The organism is Candidatus Neomarinimicrobiota bacterium (assembly GCA_034716895.1).
GTDB lineage: Bacteria > Fidelibacterota > UBA8477 > UBA8477 > JABMPR01 > JABMPR01.
On sequence record JAYEKW010000018.1, the window covers coordinates 1 to 21,101 of the forward strand.

The 21,101-nt window shown below is 43.9% G+C and carries 19 protein-coding genes and 1 tRNA gene; all 20 read right to left on the reverse strand.

Translation table 11 applies throughout. From position 1 onward, the window contains the following. Positions 1-301: 301 nt before the first annotated feature. Complete coding sequence (locus U9Q77_01675; protein ID MEA3286074.1) at positions 302-793, reverse strand: hypothetical protein; 492 nt, start codon at positions 791-793, stop codon at positions 302-304. A gap of 422 nt (positions 794-1,215) precedes the next feature. Further along, positions 1,216-1,288, reverse strand: a tRNA-Lys gene (locus U9Q77_01680). A 324-nt stretch (positions 1,289-1,612) separates the two neighbouring features. Next, on the reverse strand, positions 1,613-3,046 hold the full coding sequence (locus U9Q77_01685; GenBank protein MEA3286075.1) for an MmgE/PrpD family protein: 1,434 nt from the start codon (positions 3,044-3,046) through the stop codon (positions 1,613-1,615). Positions 3,047-3,115: 69 nt separating this feature from the next. Beyond that, entirely contained in the window at positions 3,116-3,499 is a 384-nt protein-coding gene (locus U9Q77_01690; protein MEA3286076.1) for a GxxExxY protein, read from the reverse strand. Positions 3,500-3,532: 33 nt separating this feature from the next. After that, complete coding sequence (locus U9Q77_01695) at positions 3,533-4,729, reverse strand: isocitrate/isopropylmalate family dehydrogenase (GenBank protein ID MEA3286077.1); 1,197 nt, start codon at positions 4,727-4,729, stop codon at positions 3,533-3,535. A gap of 96 nt (positions 4,730-4,825) precedes the next feature. After that, a complete protein-coding gene (locus U9Q77_01700; GenBank protein MEA3286078.1) occupies positions 4,826-5,500 on the reverse strand; it encodes an HAD family hydrolase in 675 nt (224 codons plus the stop codon). Positions 5,501-5,776: 276 nt separating this feature from the next. Then, the gene (locus tag U9Q77_01705; GenBank protein ID MEA3286079.1) at positions 5,777-6,958 is read right to left on the reverse strand and encodes a cation diffusion facilitator family transporter; all 1,182 of its coding nucleotides are present in this window, start codon (positions 6,956-6,958) and stop codon (positions 5,777-5,779) included. 49 nt (positions 6,959-7,007) lie between these two features. Then, positions 7,008-8,135, reverse strand: coding sequence for an ATP-binding protein (locus U9Q77_01710; GenBank protein MEA3286080.1), 1,128 nt, complete (start codon positions 8,133-8,135; stop codon positions 7,008-7,010). A 95-nt stretch (positions 8,136-8,230) separates the two neighbouring features. After that, positions 8,231-10,201, reverse strand: coding sequence for a homoaconitase (gene lysF / locus U9Q77_01715; GenBank protein ID MEA3286081.1), 1,971 nt, complete (start codon positions 10,199-10,201; stop codon positions 8,231-8,233). A gap of 13 nt (positions 10,202-10,214) precedes the next feature. Further along, complete coding sequence (sppA, locus tag U9Q77_01720) at positions 10,215-12,680, reverse strand: signal peptide peptidase SppA (GenBank protein ID MEA3286082.1); 2,466 nt, start codon at positions 12,678-12,680, stop codon at positions 10,215-10,217. Between the two features lie 96 nt (positions 12,681-12,776). Beyond that, on the reverse strand, positions 12,777-13,310 hold the full coding sequence (locus U9Q77_01725; GenBank protein MEA3286083.1) for an HD domain-containing protein: 534 nt from the start codon (positions 13,308-13,310) through the stop codon (positions 12,777-12,779). A gap of 19 nt (positions 13,311-13,329) precedes the next feature. After that, positions 13,330-13,776, reverse strand: a complete 447-nt coding sequence (locus U9Q77_01730) for a DUF559 domain-containing protein (protein ID MEA3286084.1) — start codon at positions 13,774-13,776, stop codon at positions 13,330-13,332. Positions 13,777-13,861: 85 nt separating this feature from the next. Beyond that, positions 13,862-15,427 carry a citrate lyase subunit alpha gene (gene citF, locus U9Q77_01735; protein MEA3286085.1) on the reverse strand — a complete coding sequence of 522 codons (1,566 nt, stop codon included), beginning with the start codon at positions 15,425-15,427 and terminating at the stop codon, positions 13,862-13,864. A 155-nt stretch (positions 15,428-15,582) separates the two neighbouring features. Then, the gene (locus U9Q77_01740) at positions 15,583-15,981 is read right to left on the reverse strand and encodes a GxxExxY protein (protein MEA3286086.1); all 399 of its coding nucleotides are present in this window, start codon (positions 15,979-15,981) and stop codon (positions 15,583-15,585) included. A gap of 53 nt (positions 15,982-16,034) precedes the next feature. Next, on the reverse strand, positions 16,035-17,246 hold the full coding sequence (locus tag U9Q77_01745) for an aldolase/citrate lyase family protein (protein ID MEA3286087.1): 1,212 nt from the start codon (positions 17,244-17,246) through the stop codon (positions 16,035-16,037). A 202-nt stretch (positions 17,247-17,448) separates the two neighbouring features. Next, positions 17,449-18,606 carry an A/G-specific adenine glycosylase gene (gene mutY, locus U9Q77_01750; GenBank protein ID MEA3286088.1) on the reverse strand — a complete coding sequence of 386 codons (1,158 nt, stop codon included), beginning with the start codon at positions 18,604-18,606 and terminating at the stop codon, positions 17,449-17,451. After that, positions 18,530-19,387 carry a homocysteine S-methyltransferase family protein gene (locus tag U9Q77_01755; GenBank protein MEA3286089.1) on the reverse strand — a complete coding sequence of 286 codons (858 nt, stop codon included), beginning with the start codon at positions 19,385-19,387 and terminating at the stop codon, positions 18,530-18,532. The genes mutY and U9Q77_01755 overlap by 77 nt, the downstream gene beginning before the upstream one ends. Before the next feature lie 10 nt (positions 19,388-19,397). Then, positions 19,398-19,760 carry a VOC family protein gene (locus tag U9Q77_01760; protein MEA3286090.1) on the reverse strand — a complete coding sequence of 121 codons (363 nt, stop codon included), beginning with the start codon at positions 19,758-19,760 and terminating at the stop codon, positions 19,398-19,400. A 9-nt stretch (positions 19,761-19,769) separates the two neighbouring features. Then, positions 19,770-20,435: an HAD family phosphatase gene (locus tag U9Q77_01765; protein ID MEA3286091.1), complete on the reverse strand. Its 666-nt coding sequence runs from the start codon at positions 20,433-20,435 to the stop codon at positions 19,770-19,772. 44 nt (positions 20,436-20,479) lie between these two features. Next, positions 20,480-21,025 carry a CBS domain-containing protein gene (locus U9Q77_01770; GenBank protein MEA3286092.1) on the reverse strand — a complete coding sequence of 182 codons (546 nt, stop codon included), beginning with the start codon at positions 21,023-21,025 and terminating at the stop codon, positions 20,480-20,482. Between the last annotated feature and the right edge of the window lie 76 nt (positions 21,026-21,101).

The following is a 21,101-nucleotide window of genomic DNA, read 5'->3' on the forward strand; positions in this document are numbered from 1 at the left end:
AAAGTGGGCCACTAAGGGGCACTTGAAAACAGGCCACCTTTAGAGCGAAAAACCGTTAGGTTTTCTTTGTAAAAACAAGGAGAGCCAAATAGATGGGAAATACTCTAAAGATGGAAAAACAAGACATTGTCAAACGATTATCACACTGGGCTGGAGTAACCGTAAGATCAAGAGAACCACCGGTATACACCGTGATACAATTTCAATCTATCGCAAGAAATGGGAACGAGAGTAAACAGCTTTATCAGCTGACAGTATTGATCAATCCACCAGTGACCACAGCACTTCTGATGTTGAAAAGTCAAGTCAGACTGGGCCACTTGAGGGGGGTAACAAGTGCCCACCGAGCAGGGTGGCCCATTTTGAAGTGCCCACCGTGATCAACGAACATCTTCTCACCAGCTTTATGCACTTGACGCATACTGATGCTCACCTTTTGTGACCAGAGGCGGTAGTGCTCACAGCACTGAGAGTAGCCCAGCCCGTCGGGATGTTGTTCACGGTATTCCTCCCATAGCAGGGAACGGGTTACATGTTTCTTTTTTAACTCGGTATTCATTTTAGCGAAGTCTGGTAAGGGTCTGTCTGAACCCTTGGCCTTCTCACCAAACAGGGCCGTGTATATCTGATCATCATTCAGCGTCTGGATCTGATCCAGGCTCAGGTCACTTGCTTTGTAGGCCTTGAGGTGGTCGTTGACTGTGGATCGAGGCAAATTCAGAGCATTCCTGATCGTACGAACTGATAGACCTGTCAGCTCATGCAGCTCTATTATCTTGCGGATATGTTTCATTTTTAATCTCCTTGCCCAGCGATGAGGCGGGCTGTTCTTGAGTGTCTTTCTTCTCATAGATATCCTCTTTATTTAAAAGAGGACATGTTCACCCTGAACAGGAGACTGGCAACCCTAATGAAATCGCCAAGGGGGTTTTAAATATTATTCCGGCCGACACCTCGAAAGTGTCCGATATCTTCTGGAATCACTGTCCGGTAAAAAACGGAATCGGTGTCCGGTAACTTCCGGAATCGGTGTCCGAAGTCCTCCGGATTTTCCACTCAGGCGCATTTTTTACCCGCACAGAAAAAACCTTCCCCGCTATGTCCCCATTATTTGCATATAATTCGATGAAATATGATGAAATGGTGGGAGTGATTCGGGTATGATATCCACCCCTAAAAACACGTAACCCCCTAATATACAGGGGGTTAGTTTTGTACACCGCCCAGGACTCGAACCTGGAACCAATTGATTAAGAGTCAACTGCTCTACCAATTGAGCCAGCGGTGCAGTGAATCCGGTTTTACACTCTTTTGCGACGTCGTTCTCTTATTTTCTATCCTTGGAGAGCCTCAGGATGACAGTGGGAGAAAAACCTCTTAATGGCGCAAAAAGCGGGCGCAATATATTCGCCGAAGCAGGGGTTGTCAATTAAATGAGGGCTTCGACAAGCTCAGCCGCCAGTTTATTCATAAGCCCCCTCTGGCCCAAGTCCAGGCCTGCCAGGATTCGAGCCAGCTCCCCCAGGGGAGAAGTCCATGCAGTTAATCAGAATTGCGCCAGTCAGGCGCAAAGACTTAATCCGCGAAATCCGTGTCATCCGTGGTTTGTTTTTTAAACCACCAATGCTGACATAAACTCCCGAGCTGAGACTTTTTCACAATCAAAAATCAAACCCTTGATCTCTACCAAACGGGCTTCACTTAACACACCATTGGCCAGACTATTAAACTTGTTTGTGAGATCTTCGATTGTCATTGGCTCCCGGGGATCACCTTTGGGATATTCCAGATATTCTTCAAACTGACGGCCATCATTGGTTGTTACCACAACCCTTGAAGGCTGTTTGGCCGGAAACATCTTTTCAAACTCCAGTGAGGGCTCGCCAATGATCTTATCAATCACTTCAAAGATCTTGGGATCCTTCAGCTTCTCATCAGAAAAGGAACCGGTTGTGATCTTTTTATCCACTATGGCCGCTGCCATACAATATGGTAATGAGTGATCAGCTGTTTCCCTGGATTCCGGACGATATTTCGTGGGATCAAAAAGAATGTCGTAAGCCTGAGCAAAAGCTGTGACCTTGACTTCCTTAATATCCGTATAATCCAAATTATTTTTGATCATGGCGTTTAATGCACAAGAGATATGCGTGTGGGTCAACGCTTCCGTGGGGAAGGCTTTCATACCGCATTCCAATATTTTGTAGCTCTCTCCCAGGTTACCGACTAAAGCTTCAACATCCCACGACCAGGACGAAATACCGTCACGGCCTTCCATGTCAGTAGGCTTCTCAGTTTCATTCTTGGCATCCCATCCCACAAAGGCATCCATGAAACCCTCTTTGCCTTCGAAAACCTTTTCCGTTCCAGAAAAACCTTTTTGAGCCAATAATGCAGCAAATACACCGGCCTGAACCGCCATGGGATCCACTGTGTTTTTCATCATGGTTAAAACACCTGCTGTGGGACAACCAATGGTGTGATTATGACAACCATTTATACCAATGGCATTCACCATCTGATCAACGGTTAGACCTAACATTTTCCCGGCCACAACGGGTGATACAAACTGAGTCAGGGTAGCATGGTGCCACTTGCGCTCACGAACACCTGGCTTGGCAAACAAACACATCCGCATTTCAAATTCATAAGCCAGAACGATGGCCACGATGACATCCTTCATGGAGGTATCCACTTTTTCTGCCATAGATAAAGCGGCGGGAATGATATCACTGGGATGACTTGGATCATCTTTCCAATAAATATCATTAAAATCCAAAGCTCGGATCATCAATGAATTTACCAGGGCTGTACTCACAGCTGGCATTTCATCACCAAACCCGATCACTTTTGACTCGCTTGCTCCACCCATTTCCTGATAGATCTCCAGCATGGATTTTACATCATGAGTGCTCATGCTTCCATAAGCGCATCCGATAGAATCATAGAGATAACGCTTTACCTCATAAATGACATCTTCCGGAAGGTCTTCATATTTTAACCCGACAGCAAACTCGGCCATTTGTCTTGCGATTGATTTTTCCAATTCTTACTCCTTTTTAAATGCAACCACTGATTACACTGATTGCACGGATTGTATTTATAGTTTTACTGCCTATAATACCATACGCACATGTTTAAGTGAGGTTTGTCCAAAATTTATTATCAAGCCAACTTTAATACCTGTAACTTTTAAATAATTGAGCAATTGGGCTCTCTCAATATCAGTTATTCTTGAGATCGCTTTCAGTTCTACAATTACCTTGTCTTCAACAACCAGATCACAGAAAAAATCTTTAATCTTGACCCCTTTATAGATCAAGGGAAATTGTTTCTGAGATATCACTTCAAGATTATCAGCTTTCAACTCGATTTTCATTGCAGCTTCATAAGCCGACTCCAGAAAACCAGGACCCAGCTCCTTATGAACTTCAAATGCACAACCTATAATCTTATATGTCAAATCCTCGTGTACAAGTTTCTTGTCTCTAAAAACCATTAATCTGTGAAATCCGAGTAATCCGTGGTTTGTTTAAAGTTTTGCTATGATGGCATCTGCCATTTCAACAGTTGAGGCAGCGCCTTTTTCAACCACATCTGCTTTGCCAGTCATCTTGGCCATATCGTAGGTCCGTACTTTTCCTTCTGATACAACTTCAGCAACGGCTTTACGGATCTTGGTGGCAATTTCCTGCTCATCAATAAAGTCCAGCATCATGCAGGCGGATTCAACCATGGCAATAGGATTCACAATGGATGTGGGATAATCAGCATATTTCGGTGCTGATCCGTGCGTTGGCTCAAAGACACCAATGCCCGTTTCAGGATTGTATTGAGCACTACAGGCGAAGCCCAGTCCACCGATCAAACCGGCAAACCCATCAGAAACAATATCACCGAACATGTTTCCAGCAACAATGACACCATAATTTTCAGGATTCTTGGTCAACCACATCATTTGCGCATCAATGTTGGTATTCCATAGTTCAATTCCCGGGAAGTCATCTTTCTGTATCTGTTGAGCCATCTTGTACATCATACCGGATGTCTCGCGGATCACATTGGGTTTTTCACAAACCGTAACGGATTTATAGTCGTATTTCCTGGCGTGTTCAAAGGCTGCCCGCAAGATACGCTCAGTTGCTTTCTTGGTGAAGATCCTGGTCGAAACAGAGACTTCTTCAATGGGTGTATCGCCAAAGTTTGATACAAATTTAGGGTGGGTCATCAAAGCATCATGCACCTGGGCTGGTGGATTGCTCCACTCTACGCCACCATAAAGACCTTCAGTATTCTGACGGAAAATGGCCACATCAACTTCTGGTTCATCCACACCACCATCAGCTGCTCGGCGAATAAAGTTCAGGGGATTACCCTTGTAGGTGCGACAGGGACGTAAGCAAATATCCAGACCAAAATGCTGTCTCAATCCAACGATGGGACTTGAGTAAACCAACCCCTTTTCCTTTAACTCAGGTGAAAGTTCTTCAAAGGCTTCATCTTTAGGCTTGGATGTAATAGCACCAAATAAGCCGATTTTATGTTCAGCAATGAGGTCTAAAGTACGCTGAGGAAGTGGATTTCCTTCACTCCGCCAAAACTCCCAACCAATATCACCTTCTACATAGTTTGCTTCAAATCCAGCTGCATCCAGGACGCGAATGGTTTCATCTAAAACAGGTTTTCCAATCCCATCACCGGGCATACTTACGATTGTTCTTTTTGACACGATTTTCTCCTTCGTTGATATTGAATAATTAATATTTATACTTCTCTGTAGCACTTTCATATTGTAGCCACCAAGGCACTAAGTCACAAAGATACACTAATTTGATTTCTGTGAAACTTCGAGTCTTTGTGTCAATAACGGTATTTCCATTAGTTCTGTTAAAATAATCGCGCTGGATTTCGCCAACACTTCTCTGGTTTGGTGGCCTCCTGGGATTAAGACACAATTTATGCCAATTGCTTCTGCCACTTCAAAATCGTGCTCTGTATCTCCCACGAAAAGAACTTCCGACTTCTCAAAGGGCAGTTCCAACATCCATTGAATCCCATTTTCAACTTTACTATGGGCATAATGATTGTCTAGACCAATCACCTTGATAAACATATCATTTAAGTTAAAATGATCGATTAATTCTTCAAAAAAGGTTTGTTTGTAGGCTGACAGGATGGAGTGGGTCACGCCTAGCTTTTTCAGTGAATTCAGTACCTGTGGGACTTGATCATGGAGCTCCAGCTCAAATTTTTGAGCTTCATATCCATCAATAAATTCAGTTCCAATAATTTCAAAGGATTCGTCCTTAAAATCGAAACCCAATCTTTTGTAATAATCAATCACTGGAAACCCAAAGATACTGGTGTAGTGCTCATGATCAATGGTGGGCATGTTGCGTTTAGCCAACACCTTGTTGATCACAGCAACGCTGAGCCAGGAATCATCCAAAAGGGTTCCGTTCCAGTCCCAGATGATGTGTTTGTATGGAAATTTAGTCATGATTTTTTTAAGGATGTCCTTTGATGCAGTCTTCTATTCTTTCTCATAAATATCTAGATGGTCCACAATTATTGATACGATTATCTTTTCAAGGATAAAACCACTCCGTCTCGCTTCGCGATCCACCCTTCCTGAAAGGAGGGGAATACATAACTTCAAGGGAAACTAGATAAAGCAATAATTTCCCAGACGACTAGCTCAGTAAAATGCTGAAGCTTAACTTTTGGATTACCACTTGTCAATTTTCGCCCTGTCCCTTTCTACCTTGCTACTTTGCTATTCTGTCATCTGCGCTTTAAACTCTATGATCACCCCGGCTCGTGGGTAGATCTTAGCTAGAGCATCATGCAGGGCAGACTCAATTTCGATCTTCTGGTGACAATCTGGTGGAACCGGTAATTCAAATAAAATAGCCTCTACGGGGTTTTCACCCACGATCCGCAGGTCCTGGATCCGGAATTGCTCACCAAATGTTGCCAGAATGCTTTCAACAATTTGACGAACCTTTTTAACACATTCACCTGATATGGCTACCGGGTCAGTATGGGTAACCACCTGAGCATTCAGTTCATGAGCCAATTTGTGCTCCACGTTATCAGCAATATGATGAGCTACTGATGGCGAGGTTGCTTCATCGATCTCAATATGGAGTGAGATAAAACTCTGGTCTCCATAATTATGGACAACCACATCGTGGACTTGTCGGGCGCCAGGCACTGATGTAGCTATATCGCTAATCTGCTGAATGAACTCAGCTGTAGCAGGTTTGCCCAGGAGATCATCGATGGCGTCTTTGGCAATATCATAGGCAGCGTGCAGAATCATGATTGCCACGCCCACGCCCATGATGCCATCTACATATGGAATCCCATAATAAGCACCGATCAAGGCCAAGATTACCAGGACGGTGGTATAAACATCACTTTTATGATGAACGGCATCACCCCGTAAGGCGTCGGAATCAATAAGATCTCCCAGCTGATAAGCAAAATGAGCCATCCAGGCCTTCCCCGCTGCTGTCAGGGTTATTACTCCAATAAACAGCCAATCCAGCTTGCTTACATCAATATCAACATCAGAAAAGAAGAGACGATCTACCGCGCCCTTTAGAAACTCAAAAGCTACGACGGCCATGAGAATTGCAATTGTTAATGTTGCAATGGTTTCAGCCCGACCATGACCAAAAGGGTGTTCTTTATCAGCTGGTTTCTGGGCTACTTTAAAGCCAAAGATTACTACGATAGAGGTTCCCACATCAGAGAGGGTGTGAAAAGCATCCGCAATCAGGGCAATACTGTTCACCATCCAGCCAAAGATCAGCTTGACCACAAATAAAATAAAATTACCAAAGATGGAAACCCACCCTTCCAGCATACCAACATGACCCCGGTAGGCAGTGGTACCTGGCTCAACGCCTTTGGGAGTGGTTTTCTTTACTAAGAATGTGGTGAAGCCCATGCTTATAACCTTACTCTAATTTTCTCTGGTTGAATGGCTCTCTCTAAATTCATGTCTGAATGAACTCCGTATAGTTATCTCGTGTAATAACCTGGAATGCCGCTTGGGGATATGCTTTTGAAAACATTGGTGGGATTTGAGCTTTTTTTTTCGGGTTCCATTTGAACTCATAAGCAGCAAGTTGACCATCTCTTTCCTCAAGATAATCAATCTCTTGTTGTGATCGAGTACGCCAAAAATATGAGTTTACCCAACGTCTTGAATATTGGTTAGCTTTTAAACGTTCACTTAAAAGATAATTTTCCCACAATGCTCCTGTATCAGACCTCAATGCTAAGGGTGCATAATTTTTTATTACCGCATTACGTATTCCATTGTCCAAAAAATAGATCTTTCGCGATCTTTTAAGCTCATTTCTTAAATTTCGACTAAAAGACCCTAGTCGAAATATGACATATGATTTTTCCAGTAGATAAATATAGCGTTCAACCGTCTGATTATCTGCACCAATAACCTGTCCTAGTTCATTGTAGCTAACCTGTTGACCAAGTTGTAATGCCAGAGCCTGTAACAGTTTTTCCAGAATTTCCGGTTTTTTTAACTTATCATAGGCAAACAAATCTTTATACAGATAACTGTCTGACAATTGGCTGAGAATATTGATCTCTTCCCCTGGATTATTGATAACATCTGGATATGAGCCGAAGATCATCCGGTGCTCAAGGTTTCTTGATTCATCCAATACATTGGTATGGCCACACAATTCTTGATACGAGAGTGGAAACAGATAGAACACATCTTTCCTGCCCGTAAGGGGTTCACTAATTCTATCTGCAAGTTCAAAAGAAGACGAACCCGTTGCTACAACCTGCACTGAGGGGATTTCATCTACAATCAATTTTAAAGTAAGACCGATATTTGTGATTCTTTGCGCTTCATCTATAACCAGAAGCTCGTGAGAGCCAATCAAGCTTTTTAATTGAGTTGAAGTCGTATTTGTAAGCAACTTTCGTACATCAGGTTCATCCCCGTTTAACCATAGAGTTTTGAGACCAACTTGGGTAGAAATCGTTTTTGCCAAAGTGGTTTTACCTACTTGTCTAGCCCCCATTAATACGATGGCTTTGCCTCGGGAAAAAGAAGCTGTTATTTTCTCTTGTAGGTACCTTCTGACCATAATCCAACTCACATCATGCGCAATATATCATTATTTTTTGCGTTTGTAATCGCAATATATCAATATATTTTGCGTTTACAATGATAACTTTTTACTTATAACCTGCCTTTTACCCAGTTCTCCAGGCCGTCAGTCAACACCAGTTCCTGGGCAGCAGCACCAACCGGACTTAATGTATAGGTCTTGCCATTATAAGTTAAAGTTGCTTTTCCAAAATCCATGGTGGCTGTAATTCCCGTAGCAACAGTGAGTTTATCGCGACCATGAGCTTCCAACAGATCTTTGACCAATTCAGGAGCTTCCAGAACCATAAACCCATTGTTAATGGCGTTCCGTTTATAGGTTTCACTGAATGAACCCGCCATCACCAGGGAGATTCCCCGATATTTTAAGGCAGTAGCAGCCTGTTCCCGTGAACTACCAGTTCCAAAATTGAAACCACCCACCAGGAAGTCACCTTTTTCAACCATATTAACAAAATCTGTGTCATAATTTTCCATGACAACACCAGCCTGTTGTTCCGGCGTGAAATCATCGATATAGGTGTACTTTCCGGGATAGATACCATCCGTATTCAGGTTATCCTGGTGACAGAACAGGATGTTCCCTTTCAACTCTGTGGGAAATCCATCCAGAATCGAAACAGCTTTAGCCTCACCAGTCGGCTTTTCATTGGTCTTGATATTGCCCTGGGGTTTAGCCTCGTTGTATTCGTAGGGTGAGACAATATGTCCAGCAACGGCTGAAGCAACCACAACAGCTGGAGATGCCAGATAAGCTTTAGCGCTTTTCGCTCCCATGCGTCCCTTGAAATTTCGATTGGTGGCAGAGATACCCACTTCATTTTCCTCCAGAAGACCAACACCCAGGCCGATACAGGGTCCGCATCCTGGTGGCAGGGTTATAGCTCCGGCATTTACCAAGGTTTGCCAGTCACCCCGAGTCTCACTCTCCGCCTGAACTTCACTTGAAGCAGCCGCCACATAAAGCTCAACCCCATCAGCCACTTTCTGTCCTTCGATCGTTCGAGCTGCTTCCGCCAGATCCTCAACCCGACTATTGACACAGGAAACCAGGTAGGCTTTCTGGATCTTGAGCTTGGACTGTTCCATGGTTTTGGCGGCTGTCATGGTTTTCACATTATCAGGACCAGCAATATTGGGTTCAACGGTAGCTAGATCCAGCGTCAATTCTTTGGCATAAAAAGCATCAGGATCAGCATAGGGAGCTTTCTGTTTTAGCTTGGAAATGTGCTCAAAGTTCATTCGAGGAGAAATACCGTTTGAGGCATCAGCATCTGATGGGATGCCAGATAAACCTCTTTTTTCCACAAACAAAATACGATCTTCAAGCCATTGATAGGTCACATTATCAATGGGAAACACTCCAGCCAAAGCACCCCATTCAGTGGTCATATTGGCAATGGTCAATCGCTGATCAATACTTAGCGATGACAGTCCGTCACCTACAAATTCCAGAGCATGATTCAGCACCTCATCATGATTGAACAGTCCGGCCAGGGTGATGATAACATCTTTTCCAGTAACACCGGGCTTTAACTTTCCGGTGAGCTCTACCTTGGCAACTGGCGGGACTTGCCACCAGGTTCTCCCTGTCGCCCAGATCGCGGCGGCATCTGTTCTGACGATGGGCGTCCCCAGCACACCAAGACCACCATACATATTAGAGTGACTATCTGAAGCCACTACCATACTACCTGGCCAGACATAGCCTTCCTCGCACATGATCTGATGGCCAATACCACGACCAGCTGGATAAAAATCAACCCCCATTTCTTTGGCAAAAGCCTCAATGCCAGCATACTTCTTCAGATTTTCTTCGCTCTTGTCCTGAACATTATGGTCCAAGGCATAAACCGGCTGACGCGGATTTGATATCTTTGTGGCACCAATTGCTTTAAACTTATTCATAACGGCACCGGTGTTATCATGGGTCATAACATGAGCTGGGGAAATAGATAAAAAATCTCCACTCTGAACGGTGTGATCTTTTTCCAGGTCTACAGCATATTTCTGGGCGATCTTCTCAATTAAATTTTGTGACATATCAATTCCTTTTTTATTTAATGTCGATCTTAACTGGCATGATCATTTGAATCTCGCCTCCTTCAAGGATGGGAATAATATCCATGACCTTGATCGATTCCAGAACCTGCATCGAGACCAGGTCAATACTGGCATCCCCGCCTATTAATTTTTTGAAATCCATTTTGGATTGATAATTAGGCAATTCAACGATCTCAACATCGCCAGTGATACCAGCTGCATGCTTGGCCAATTCAATGGCATCGTAATAACCACCGACTTCATCAATAAGACCATATTCCTTCGCATCTGTCCCCGTCCAAACTCGACCAAGGGCAAGACTATCCAGGCGCTCTATGTCATCAAGAGCATCCCGTCCTTTAAGAACACGTTCCTTGAATTTGATGTAGACATCATTGATGGAAGCCAAAATCATCTCATCTTCTTCATCTGTAGCCAGACGACTACCGCTGCCAAAATCAGCATGGTCACCCATTTTAATGCCTTCAGCGTGAATCCCGAACCGCTCTTTTAGCTGAGAGAAGTTTAAACGCATCCCGATAACCCCAATAGAGCCTGTAATTGTAGACGGATAGGCAATAATACTATCGGCCTGGCAAGCAATGTAATAGCCACCTGAGGCGGCCACATCAGACATGGAAGCAATAAAGGGTTTGATATTGGCTGAGTCTGTTTCCGTAGCTTTAAGCACTTCGCGCCACATAATATCAGAAGCCAGGGCAGAACCACCGCCACTATCGATCCGCAAGACAATCGCTTTTATACTTTTGTCTTCACGGGCTGCTTTGATAGCTCCAGCAATAGTTTCATCACCCATATTCTTTGATCCAGAAGGACCCGGCTTGCTTTTGCCACTGACAATCCCGCCAACAGCATAGATCACAGCTATTTTATTTTTAACCTTATCATCACGCCAGGCATACTGATAAGGCGAAACATCTTTTCTCTTTTTAGGTTTAATAATGGTTATTTTTCCATCGTTCAGATCTTTGATGTAATCATCAAACTCATCTGGATACATACTTCCAGTGATCAATTCAGCAGCGATAGCATCCTCTAGCAACATGTAGGGGCCACTATTGATCACCTCTATAGTTTGCTCCTCGGACCAATCTTTACCTGCTGCAATACCGGCCACAAACTGATCATAGACACTCTGGAGCAACTGAGAATAATTTGTGCGCATGGCTTCAGACATTTTATCCTGTAGAAAGGGGTCTGCGGCTGTTTTAAAGGGACTCACCCGCCAAACTTCCGGGACAATTGAAAGGGTGTCGAGTAATCCGCGAAAGAAGGTCACTTCCATTGCCAGGCCTCGTAGATCAACACCTGCCATTTCGTGAATATAAATCTCATCAGCCATTGACAGCAAATATGTGGTGGGATTCGACAGGCCGAATTTGCTATAAACAATGATCTGCTTACCCGCATCATGAAAACGTTGAAAAGCTAAGCGGGCTTCAGATATTTTGCTAAAACCACCTCTGAAATGTCCCAGATCGATGACCATTCCGTGGATATCAGGATCATCCGTATATTCCTGTATTTGATCGATGAATTTTTTTAGCTGTTTGCCATAGACCACCGATTCACCAATAAAGGGAATATTCAGATCGATCTTGAATGGGATATTGGGTTTTTTTACTTCAGGTTCTTCAATGAGTAATCCATCCAGTTTTATTCTGATGTAGGTCTTTTCATCTTTTTTGACTGGTTTTTTATCAAAAACAGAACGATAGGGATTGACCGTTGTCCTGAAACCAATGGTTTGAGAGTTCATCTTATCAGAGACACCATGGCTTTCAACACCGAAGTCCGGCATGAGAAAACTTAAGGATATGCCAACGCTACTTGTGTTATTCAAGTCAGCGAATGCATTTACCCGCAAACCTTCCACTGGTTCTACAAAAAAGCTCACGGCTTGACTGGTTACATAGTCTAATTCTGAACCGGAATCGTCTCGGACAACTCCAAACTCAAAGCCGGCACCCCAGCGACCATTCCGGTTTTGAAAAGCAACACCACTATTCAGTTTGACGAATTCATCCATTCCTGACCAGGCATTCTGCAGGCTGGCGCCAACTGCCAGCAGGGGCAGCGGACGATGCATCCAGGCCACATCAAAGCGTCCTTCTCCCCACTTCGAATCATCATATGAATAGCTAAATCCAATAGCGTGAGATTCGTTAATCTTTATTCCCTGACCAAAGCTCCAGATGTTTTTTGCGGAAACCACATCCCACTGATAACCGAATCCAGTAGCCTTATTCTGGCTGTAGTAGGCAAAGTCTTTGGTGAAAGAGCTGCCATCAAAATGTCCGAACATCATGGTTTCAGTATGTTCGTTAAATGCCAGACCGGCCGGATTATATTTCACTGCCAGGGGATCATCAACAGCCGCCACTGATGGTAGAGTGAATTGGATCTGACCAAAAAGCAGATTAGCCCCAAAGAGCACCATAATTACTATACGAAACATGTGTGTTGTCCTTTCAATTAAGCAACCACTGATTGCACGGATTGCACGGATTTTTTTGTTCTTTGATCTCTTTGCGACCTCAGCGCTTCTGTGCCCTTATGCCTTAAAGGGCTCGAAGGAAACAAAATCGGCATGGTGAACAATGATGGATTCGGTTGTCCGCATACCCAGATCACCCTCTTTCGAATGGGTACCGATAATATGCTGAACCTCAGGTGGTAATCCAAACTTGAACGCAATTGAGGCACCGCTAAAGGGATGGCGCACGATCTTGCCCATGGAACTTGTACCCAGCTTACCATCCTGCATCTCGTATTCAAGCAATTTACCAATATCAATAAGGATAGCACCTGAGATCAGGATATCCATATCAATCTGCATGGAATCACCAAAATTCTCCTGCATGCGCTTGGCAATATCCACAGCAAGTTGAACACAAGTTCGTTTATGATTCATAAACGAGACATCCACATCTTTAATAAGCAAAGAGAAGGGAATCACTTCCAGATCCTCTGGACTCAGAACGCTATTTTCAATGGCCCAAACCCACGCATCCAGGGTTTTCTCTCTCAACTCATCGTCTTTGATCCAGTTAATTTCCGGCCAGATTTTTAAAACTTTATCTCTCATGTTTTCTCCACTTTGTTTATTAAATAGTTGGTCTTTTTCTAGTCGAGGAACCCTCTCTGTCCCGACCCGTTGTGACATCTCCCCGAGGGGAGATTAATGCACTGCCCTGACTGGGGACCTGCTTTATATATGCCAATATTGTTTGCAGGACTTGTTCCTGTTGATCGAAAACATCAACATTTTTAAATCTAATGATTCGATATCCATTTGCGCTTAGAAAGGCTTCTCTCTGATTGTCGTGTTCCTTTGCTTTTATCGCCATATGATAAGCGCCATCCAGCTCCACGATTAATTTTTCTGCATAACAACAGAAATCTACGATATAACTGAAAATAACATGTTGCCGTCTAAACTTAAAACCACCTAACTGCCTGTCCCTTAACAAAGACCACAAAACATTTTCAGCTGGAGTCTGTTTATCTCGTAGCTGTTTACTTCTTTTTAATAGGTGTTCAGGTACAGTCATAACTTATCTCATTTACCCTCCTTGAGGAGGGTCGATTCAAAGAATCGGGGAGGTGAATATATTTAAGTAAGGAATTTTACTTACTTCATTTTTCTATTTTAAAAATCGTATCAATCACCGTCCCATCAACCCACTTCACTACTCCAATTGGTTCATCTGTAAGCTTGGGTTTCTGGGGTACACCGCCGATGAGGTCATCAATCTCAGCTTTTAGTTCTTCAATGGTACGAATGGGCAAACCACTGTCTTTGGTGGCCTCAATCAGGTCTTTCCGTAAAGGATTTATGGCAATACCGCGCTCGGTAACAATCACATCAACAAGTTCCCCTGGGCCCACAATGGTGGTTACTTCGTCAACAATTACCGGAATTCGATCCCGGAAAGCTGGAATGGGCAGGATAGTACATTTGCTGAATAAACAATTCTGCCAACCACCGATCCCATGCAACATTTGTCCATCTGAATGCGTCACAACATTGGCGTTAAAATTTACATCAACCTCTGTTGCGCCCAAAACAACCACATCCACCATGGAGGCAAAATTACCTTTTCCATGCCAGTTGTAACTGGTGAAGGGCGATGTATTCACATGACCTTCATTCTCCCGCATGGATCGGACGCCCTCCAGATCAAATGTTTGACCATCCAATACATAATCAGTAAGACCTTCTTCCAGCATCTCCACCAGATATTTGGTTGAGCCACCTCGCACAAACCGAGCTTTGATTCCAGCTTTTTTCATCATGTCCTTTAAGTAGATGGCAAAAGCCAAAGAGGTTCCGCCTGCTCCACCCTGAAAACTGAAGCCATCCTGCATTATTCCGGCTGCCTTAACAAACTCAGCGGTCAATTCTGCAATATAAAGACGGTCGGGGGATTTGGTCAGTTGAGTGGTTCCGGAAACGATCTTTTCTGGTTCACCAACTTTATCAAGGACTACTACATAGTCCACATTTTGCCCCTGGATCTGCCAGGGAATACAAGGAAACGGAACCAGATTATCTGTGACAACAATAACTTTATCAGCATATTGTGAATCTACCAGGCCAAATCCGAGCAGACCGCAAGCTGAAGGTCCTCGATCTCCGGTGGCATTTCCAAGCTGATCTGCAGTAGGAGCTGCGATCACCGCAATATCGATATGAACCTCACCATCCTGGACTGCCTGCCAGCGACCACCGTGGGATCTCAGGACGGCCAAACCATCCATTTTTCCTTCTGAAGCATATTTACCCAGGGGACCATTCAAGGAGCCTTCAATATGATGGATCACCCCACTGTCCAGGTGTTTTGTCATGGGTTCATGACAAGGGAATGCAGCGCTGGGGAACCACATCAAGTCTTTTGCACCCAGGTCGGCTGCAGCATCAAAAACCTGATTCATGATCAAGTCACCATTGCGGAAATGATGGTGTGATGAAATGGTCATGCCGTCCTTCAATCCAGCTTTCTGCAAAGCTTCCTTAAGAGAACCCACCACTTTATTGCCATCCATGGGATAATCTGAACAGGTAGCTATAAGTGGTGCGGCTTTGCGGCCTTCCGGCTTGTAGCCATGAACTCCCTGGAAAGGGACTTGCTTTTTACCGTTAACTTCTGTCGGCACCAGTCGTCCAGCAGCATTCTTTACAAATTCATACTTTTTTTTCATCGTTAACCTTTTTTTAAACCACAGAGATCACAGAGGACACGGAGTAAAATGTCTGGTAAAGCTTGCTTGTGCTTATCTCTGGTGAGTTGAGGTTCGAATCCATATTTATTTAATCTTTTCCATTTTGCTGCTAAAGAGAAGTTGAGAGTATCGAGCTATATATTGTTTAGTACTCTCTTAATTCCGTCTTTCAGTAGTTTGACATTAAAGTTAATGATCAAGCCCAGATGTTTGTTACTTAGTTTTAGATAAGTCAATGTTTGAGCCAGGTGTACATCGGAAATCTTCTCAACGGCTTTTAATTCCACAATGATTAGATCATTAACAAGAAGATCAATTCGGTAACCAACACTTAGTTTCTGACCCTTATAGATGACATTTATAGGTGCTTGTTGTAGAACCTGTAGATTTTTTAGCACACTTAATTCATAATACAGGGCGGCTTCATACGTTGACTCAAATAATCCTGGTCCGAGATTTCTGTGCACTTCAATCGCCGCACCGATGATTATCTCTGATAATTCATTGAGCTTTGCTAATTCTTCTTTACTCATACGATTGGATCTTTGACCATTAACAATCTCTGTGATCTCTGTGCATTCTGTGGTTAAGCTTCTGTCTTCCAGTTATCCGGAAGCATACCAGTATCTACTGCCATGCGAATCGTTCGTTCAGCTCGTTTCACTACAGGTGGATCGATCATTTTTGAGCCAACGGCCACTACACCAAGACCTCGTGATTCAGCATCGTCAGCAGCCATAATGATCCGTTTGGCTTTTGTGATCTCTGTTTCACTTGGGGCAAATTCTTCATGGATCGGTTTGATTTGTCGGGGGTGGATACAGCCCATACCATCAAAACCCAGTGATTTATTCTCTCGCACATTGGCTCGCAGAGCTTCTTCATTATTTACATCACTAAAAACTGTGGCAATAGGCTGGAGTCGGGCAGCCCGGGCAGCATTGACCAACATGGAGCGGGCAAAAAATGATTCCTTACCTTCCAATGTTCTTTCGGTTCCTATATCTGCTGTATAATCTTCCAGTCCCATGGCAAGTGCTACGTTGAATTTACTGGCCATGGCAATCTCATGGGCATTCAGAACACCCAGGGCGCTTTCCAGAATAGGCATATAGTAGACGGGACGATCGATCCCTTCCCGCTTGAGAATCTCCTGCACTTTTTGATCCATGGCAATCACTTGCTCGGCTGTTTCAGCTTTGGGTAAGAGGATCACATGTACGTTATGAGGAATAATGGCTTCCAGATCTTGCATACCCAGCTCACCCTGGTTAATACGCACCAAACGCTCTGATCCAAAGAAATCAAGAGTTCTAAGTGTATTTCTGACCATGTATCGCGCGGCATCTTTTTCGGCTGGAGGGACAGAATCTTCCAGATCAAGAATAATGCAGTCCGGTTTATGGATACCTGCATTCAAAAATAATTTGGGCTGGTTACCCGGCAGATAAAGACGACTACGGCGAAAGCGACCGGGTGATGTTGCATACCTGGCATGCTCCTTCAGGGCCGGGAGAGCTTCATTTTTCAGCTCGGGATGTGCTCGTTTTACAACCGTTTCGATCTGCGCCATCATCACAAAGGGAAGGGCTCCAAAATCTTTGATCTGAACGACACCTGTTTTAACTCCTAATGTCGCCAGTGTCGTTTCCGCTAACTCGCGGATCGCCTTCGAAAACAGAACTTGAACTTTGCTTTCGATTTTGATTTTCAGCGGTTCTGACCCGGGGTAATAGAGAACCTGGCAATCAGATTTAATATTTTTCCCTTGAGGTCCTGCCTGAAACATTTTTGTCATAATTCTATTGTCCTGAACCTTTGGTTTCAATTCATTCAATTGTTGTTGTCATCACACGGTTCGACAGGGTGTGCTTGTCAAATTTGACGGCAAATATACACCCCGGATTCAGCGCCTTCAACACTAACCGGAAAGGGGCTCATAAATAATTTATTATAGCTATTTCCGCGTGGTAATAATTGCGTTGCGCATTTATTACAAATCAACGCTTTAACAGCTCCAGGATTTTCAGATTGGCTTTTGGAAAAGCAAATTGGTCAAGCTCATTCATTGAGATCCAACGGTTCTCGGTGGCAGCATGAGTTTTGGCCTCACCTTTGCGCCAGTCGCAAAAAAATGCCACCAGAGTAATCCTGAAATGAGTATAAGCATGGCGGATGGTTCCGATTGTCTCTGCCAACTCAACTTCAAGAGTCGTTTCTTCCTTGATCTCTCTCAGCAAGGCGACCTCAGGACTTTCACCTCGTTCGATCTTGCCACCAGGAAACTCCCATAATCCGCCCAGCAATCCTCGGGGTGGTCGCTTCTGGATTAGAATTTGTCCATCTTTTTTAATGAGACCGATCACTATGTTATAGTGAGGAATTGCCGATTTCCTGGGTTTCACCGGATAGTCTTCCACGCGACCTGCTTGAAATGCGCCACAAACTTTTGCAATTGGACAACTTTCACAATTGGGATGTTTGGGAGTGCAGATCACCCGTCCCAGATCCATTAGTCCCTGATTAAAAGCCGCTGGCTGCTCAACAGAAATTAACTGACTCAGCTGATCTCTGAGAATCGCTTTGATCTGAGGCCGGGTAATGTTTTCATTAATTCGTTCCAGTCGGGAAAAAACCCGCAGGACATTACCATCGATCAACGGAACAGCCTGACCAAAAGCCAGACTGGCTATCGCTGCAGCAGTATAGGGACCAATACCTGGAATTTTCAGCAGTTGGTCAACCGATGATGGCAGACGACCCTCAAATTCTTCTAAAATATAGTTCGCTGCTTTATGAAGATTTCTAGCTCTGGAATAGTAACCTAAACCTTCCCAAAGCTTAAGCACGTGGTCCAGGCTGGCTTCTGCCAGATCAGTGATTTCAGGGAAATCCGTGAACCATTTCCGGTAATATGGCCAAACTGTTGTAACCTGGGTTTGCTGAAGCATAACTTCTGCTATCCAGATAGCATAAGGATCTGATTCAGTTCTTCCCGGAACGGCAACAGAAGCGCGTTCTGTGTGAAACCAGAGGAGTAATTTATTGGTAAAGTTGTTTTGATCCAGCAAGCGGAGTGAATCAGATACTATTGTGATCCGCCAAGGCTTTGATGTAGGTATGATCAGACCCGCAACAGGCACCGATGAATTCAACACCGATCTCTTTGACAGTATCAGCCCAGGCCACAAAATCTTCAGGGGATATTTTTCTTTTCTTTTTCTTCGGACCACCAAGTTCGACACTGGGGTAAGCCAGCAGGGGAATGGACACGACTTCTCTAAGAGACTTTAAAGCTATTAGCGAAGCTTCAAAACTTGAACAATTCACACCGATAGCTGACACACCTTTTTTTTCAAGAAATGCAGCAGTCGTCATCAATTCATCTCCGTTATAAATCTGTCCCTCTGGGTTTAATGAAAAAGAGACCCATACCGGTTTTTCATATCGCAGAGCAAGTTCGGTCAAACCTTTTGCTTCCCTGGCCGAGTTCATACTTTCCAGGAGCAGGATATCTGTCGAATTATGGGCTAGATTGTCCAACTGGGCGTCATGCCAGGGGCGGGAGATAATATTTCCGGGGAAATCCTGGGGCCTCCAGGAATCAGCCAGGGGAGCGATTGCTGCCGCAATTTTGATGTCCTTGCCAGACTCTTTAACCGTTTTCCAGGCTAACCTGATCGCCAGGAGGGTTAGCGCTCGTGCGCGGGTGTGAGCATCCACACCAGATAAACCGGCCTGGTGTAATGAATAGGGTGTAGTCCTGAAAGTGTTCGTTGTAATAACTTGAGCCCCGGCTTCAATATTGTCTTTATGGATCTTAACAATATCATCTGGATCAGATTGCAGCACGGTTGCCGACCAGAGTGGAGCAGATAGCTTATGCCCCATTTCTTCGAGGCGAGTTCCCATGGCTGAATCCAGAATGATAGTGCTCATAAAAAGTTGATTACCCTACCAACGATTGGCTTAGTTGAATAACATTACCATCGGGATCTGTAAATGATGCCAGTTTAGCTAAACCGGGTATTTCTTCTTTATCTGTAAGCTTGATACCTTTGCCTCTAAGCCAGAGTTCCGATTTCTCAAGGTTGTCTACGTCCAGAACCAACGCACCGATGGGGTTCGCATTGGTCACCTTAACACCGTGAATGGCGATCTTGGCGCCGGGACTGATCTGAAACTCAGCCCAACTTGAATTCTGGTCTTCCAACACCATTTCAAACTCAAGCTCTTCCGAATAAAAAGACTTCGCTCTTTCGAAATCAAGAACAGGAACCCACATCAGATCAAACTGTTTATACCAACTCATTCACTTTCCTTACACAATGGTTAAAAGTTCTTCGAGTTCACCGAAGCTGTCAACAACAAAATTCGCCTCTTTTAAAGATTCCCGATCGCAACTTGTGGTGATTCCAACTGTTTGACAACCCGCTTCTGTGGCCGAACGTAAACCTGTTGGTGAATCTTCGATAACCAAAGCACGACCTGGCTTAACCCCCAATAGTGTACAGGCCATGAGGTAAGGATCCGGAGCCGGTTTATCTCTTTTAACATCATTGGCCGTTACAATTTGATCAAAATCAACTGTGATATTTGAGCTTTGGAATATCTTCTCTATCAGAGGGCGGGAAGTAGCTGTCACTAAAGCGACTTGAGGCACTTGTCCTCGAATTTTGTCGAAAAACTGGTTAAAACCCTGGGTGAATTGGACGGAAGTTGAAAATTCATCCCAAAGAATCCTGCGACAATTTTCCTCCAGTTCACGATCACCAATATTCAGCTTAATGGCGGTCTTGAATCGTTGATAAAAAAGCGCTATTGCGATGCCTCGGTTTTCATTACAGAAAGACGATGGAATTTCCGCATCATAGTGAGCCGCTAGTTTTTCGGTTACACGATCGTAAACATCCTCACTTTGAACAACAACGCCATCAAAGTCAAATAGAACTGCCTGTAGTTCAGCAATATCAGGAAATTGATTCAAAACGATACAAATATTCTCTTATTACCCAGCAGTAAAACTATTGATCAGCCACCATCCACAGTTGCCCAACCAGGATTCTTCGGTGTGGGTGGTAAATTCACAATTTCGCTGAAGTAATGATTCCCGATATGCTTGATAACATCTTTAATTGATAAGCAGGCCACTGGAGAATTATTTTCATCAACAATGGGAACGTGTCGATAGCCACCCAGAACCATGTAGTTCAGGGCAAAAGCCAGCGGTGCATCTTCTGTTAAGGTATCGGGGTCTGATGTCATGTAGTCACTGACATTAATATCTTTGTGAGCCAAATTCTTTCCAACAATTCTTCTGATTATATCTCGTTCGGTAAAAATACCCACAACCTGCTTGTTTTCTGTGATCAGAAGACAACCTATCCGTTCTTCTCTCATCAGTTCCAGGCAATCAGCTACACTTGTTTCACCTGCAATTGTCACAGGTTTTCTCAGTTTAACTGTTGTGATGGGGGCATCAAGATGAATGGCTTCAGTAGCAGACTTCTTAATTGAGGATTCCCCCTCATTCATAGTCTTCAGTTCGTCGTCAATATGTTCATCATATTCAATCATAAGTCCTCCATTTTTCGATCTGGAATATAGGAGAATATTTGGTGAAAATCAGCTTGTTCTGTAAAAATTTGCTAAA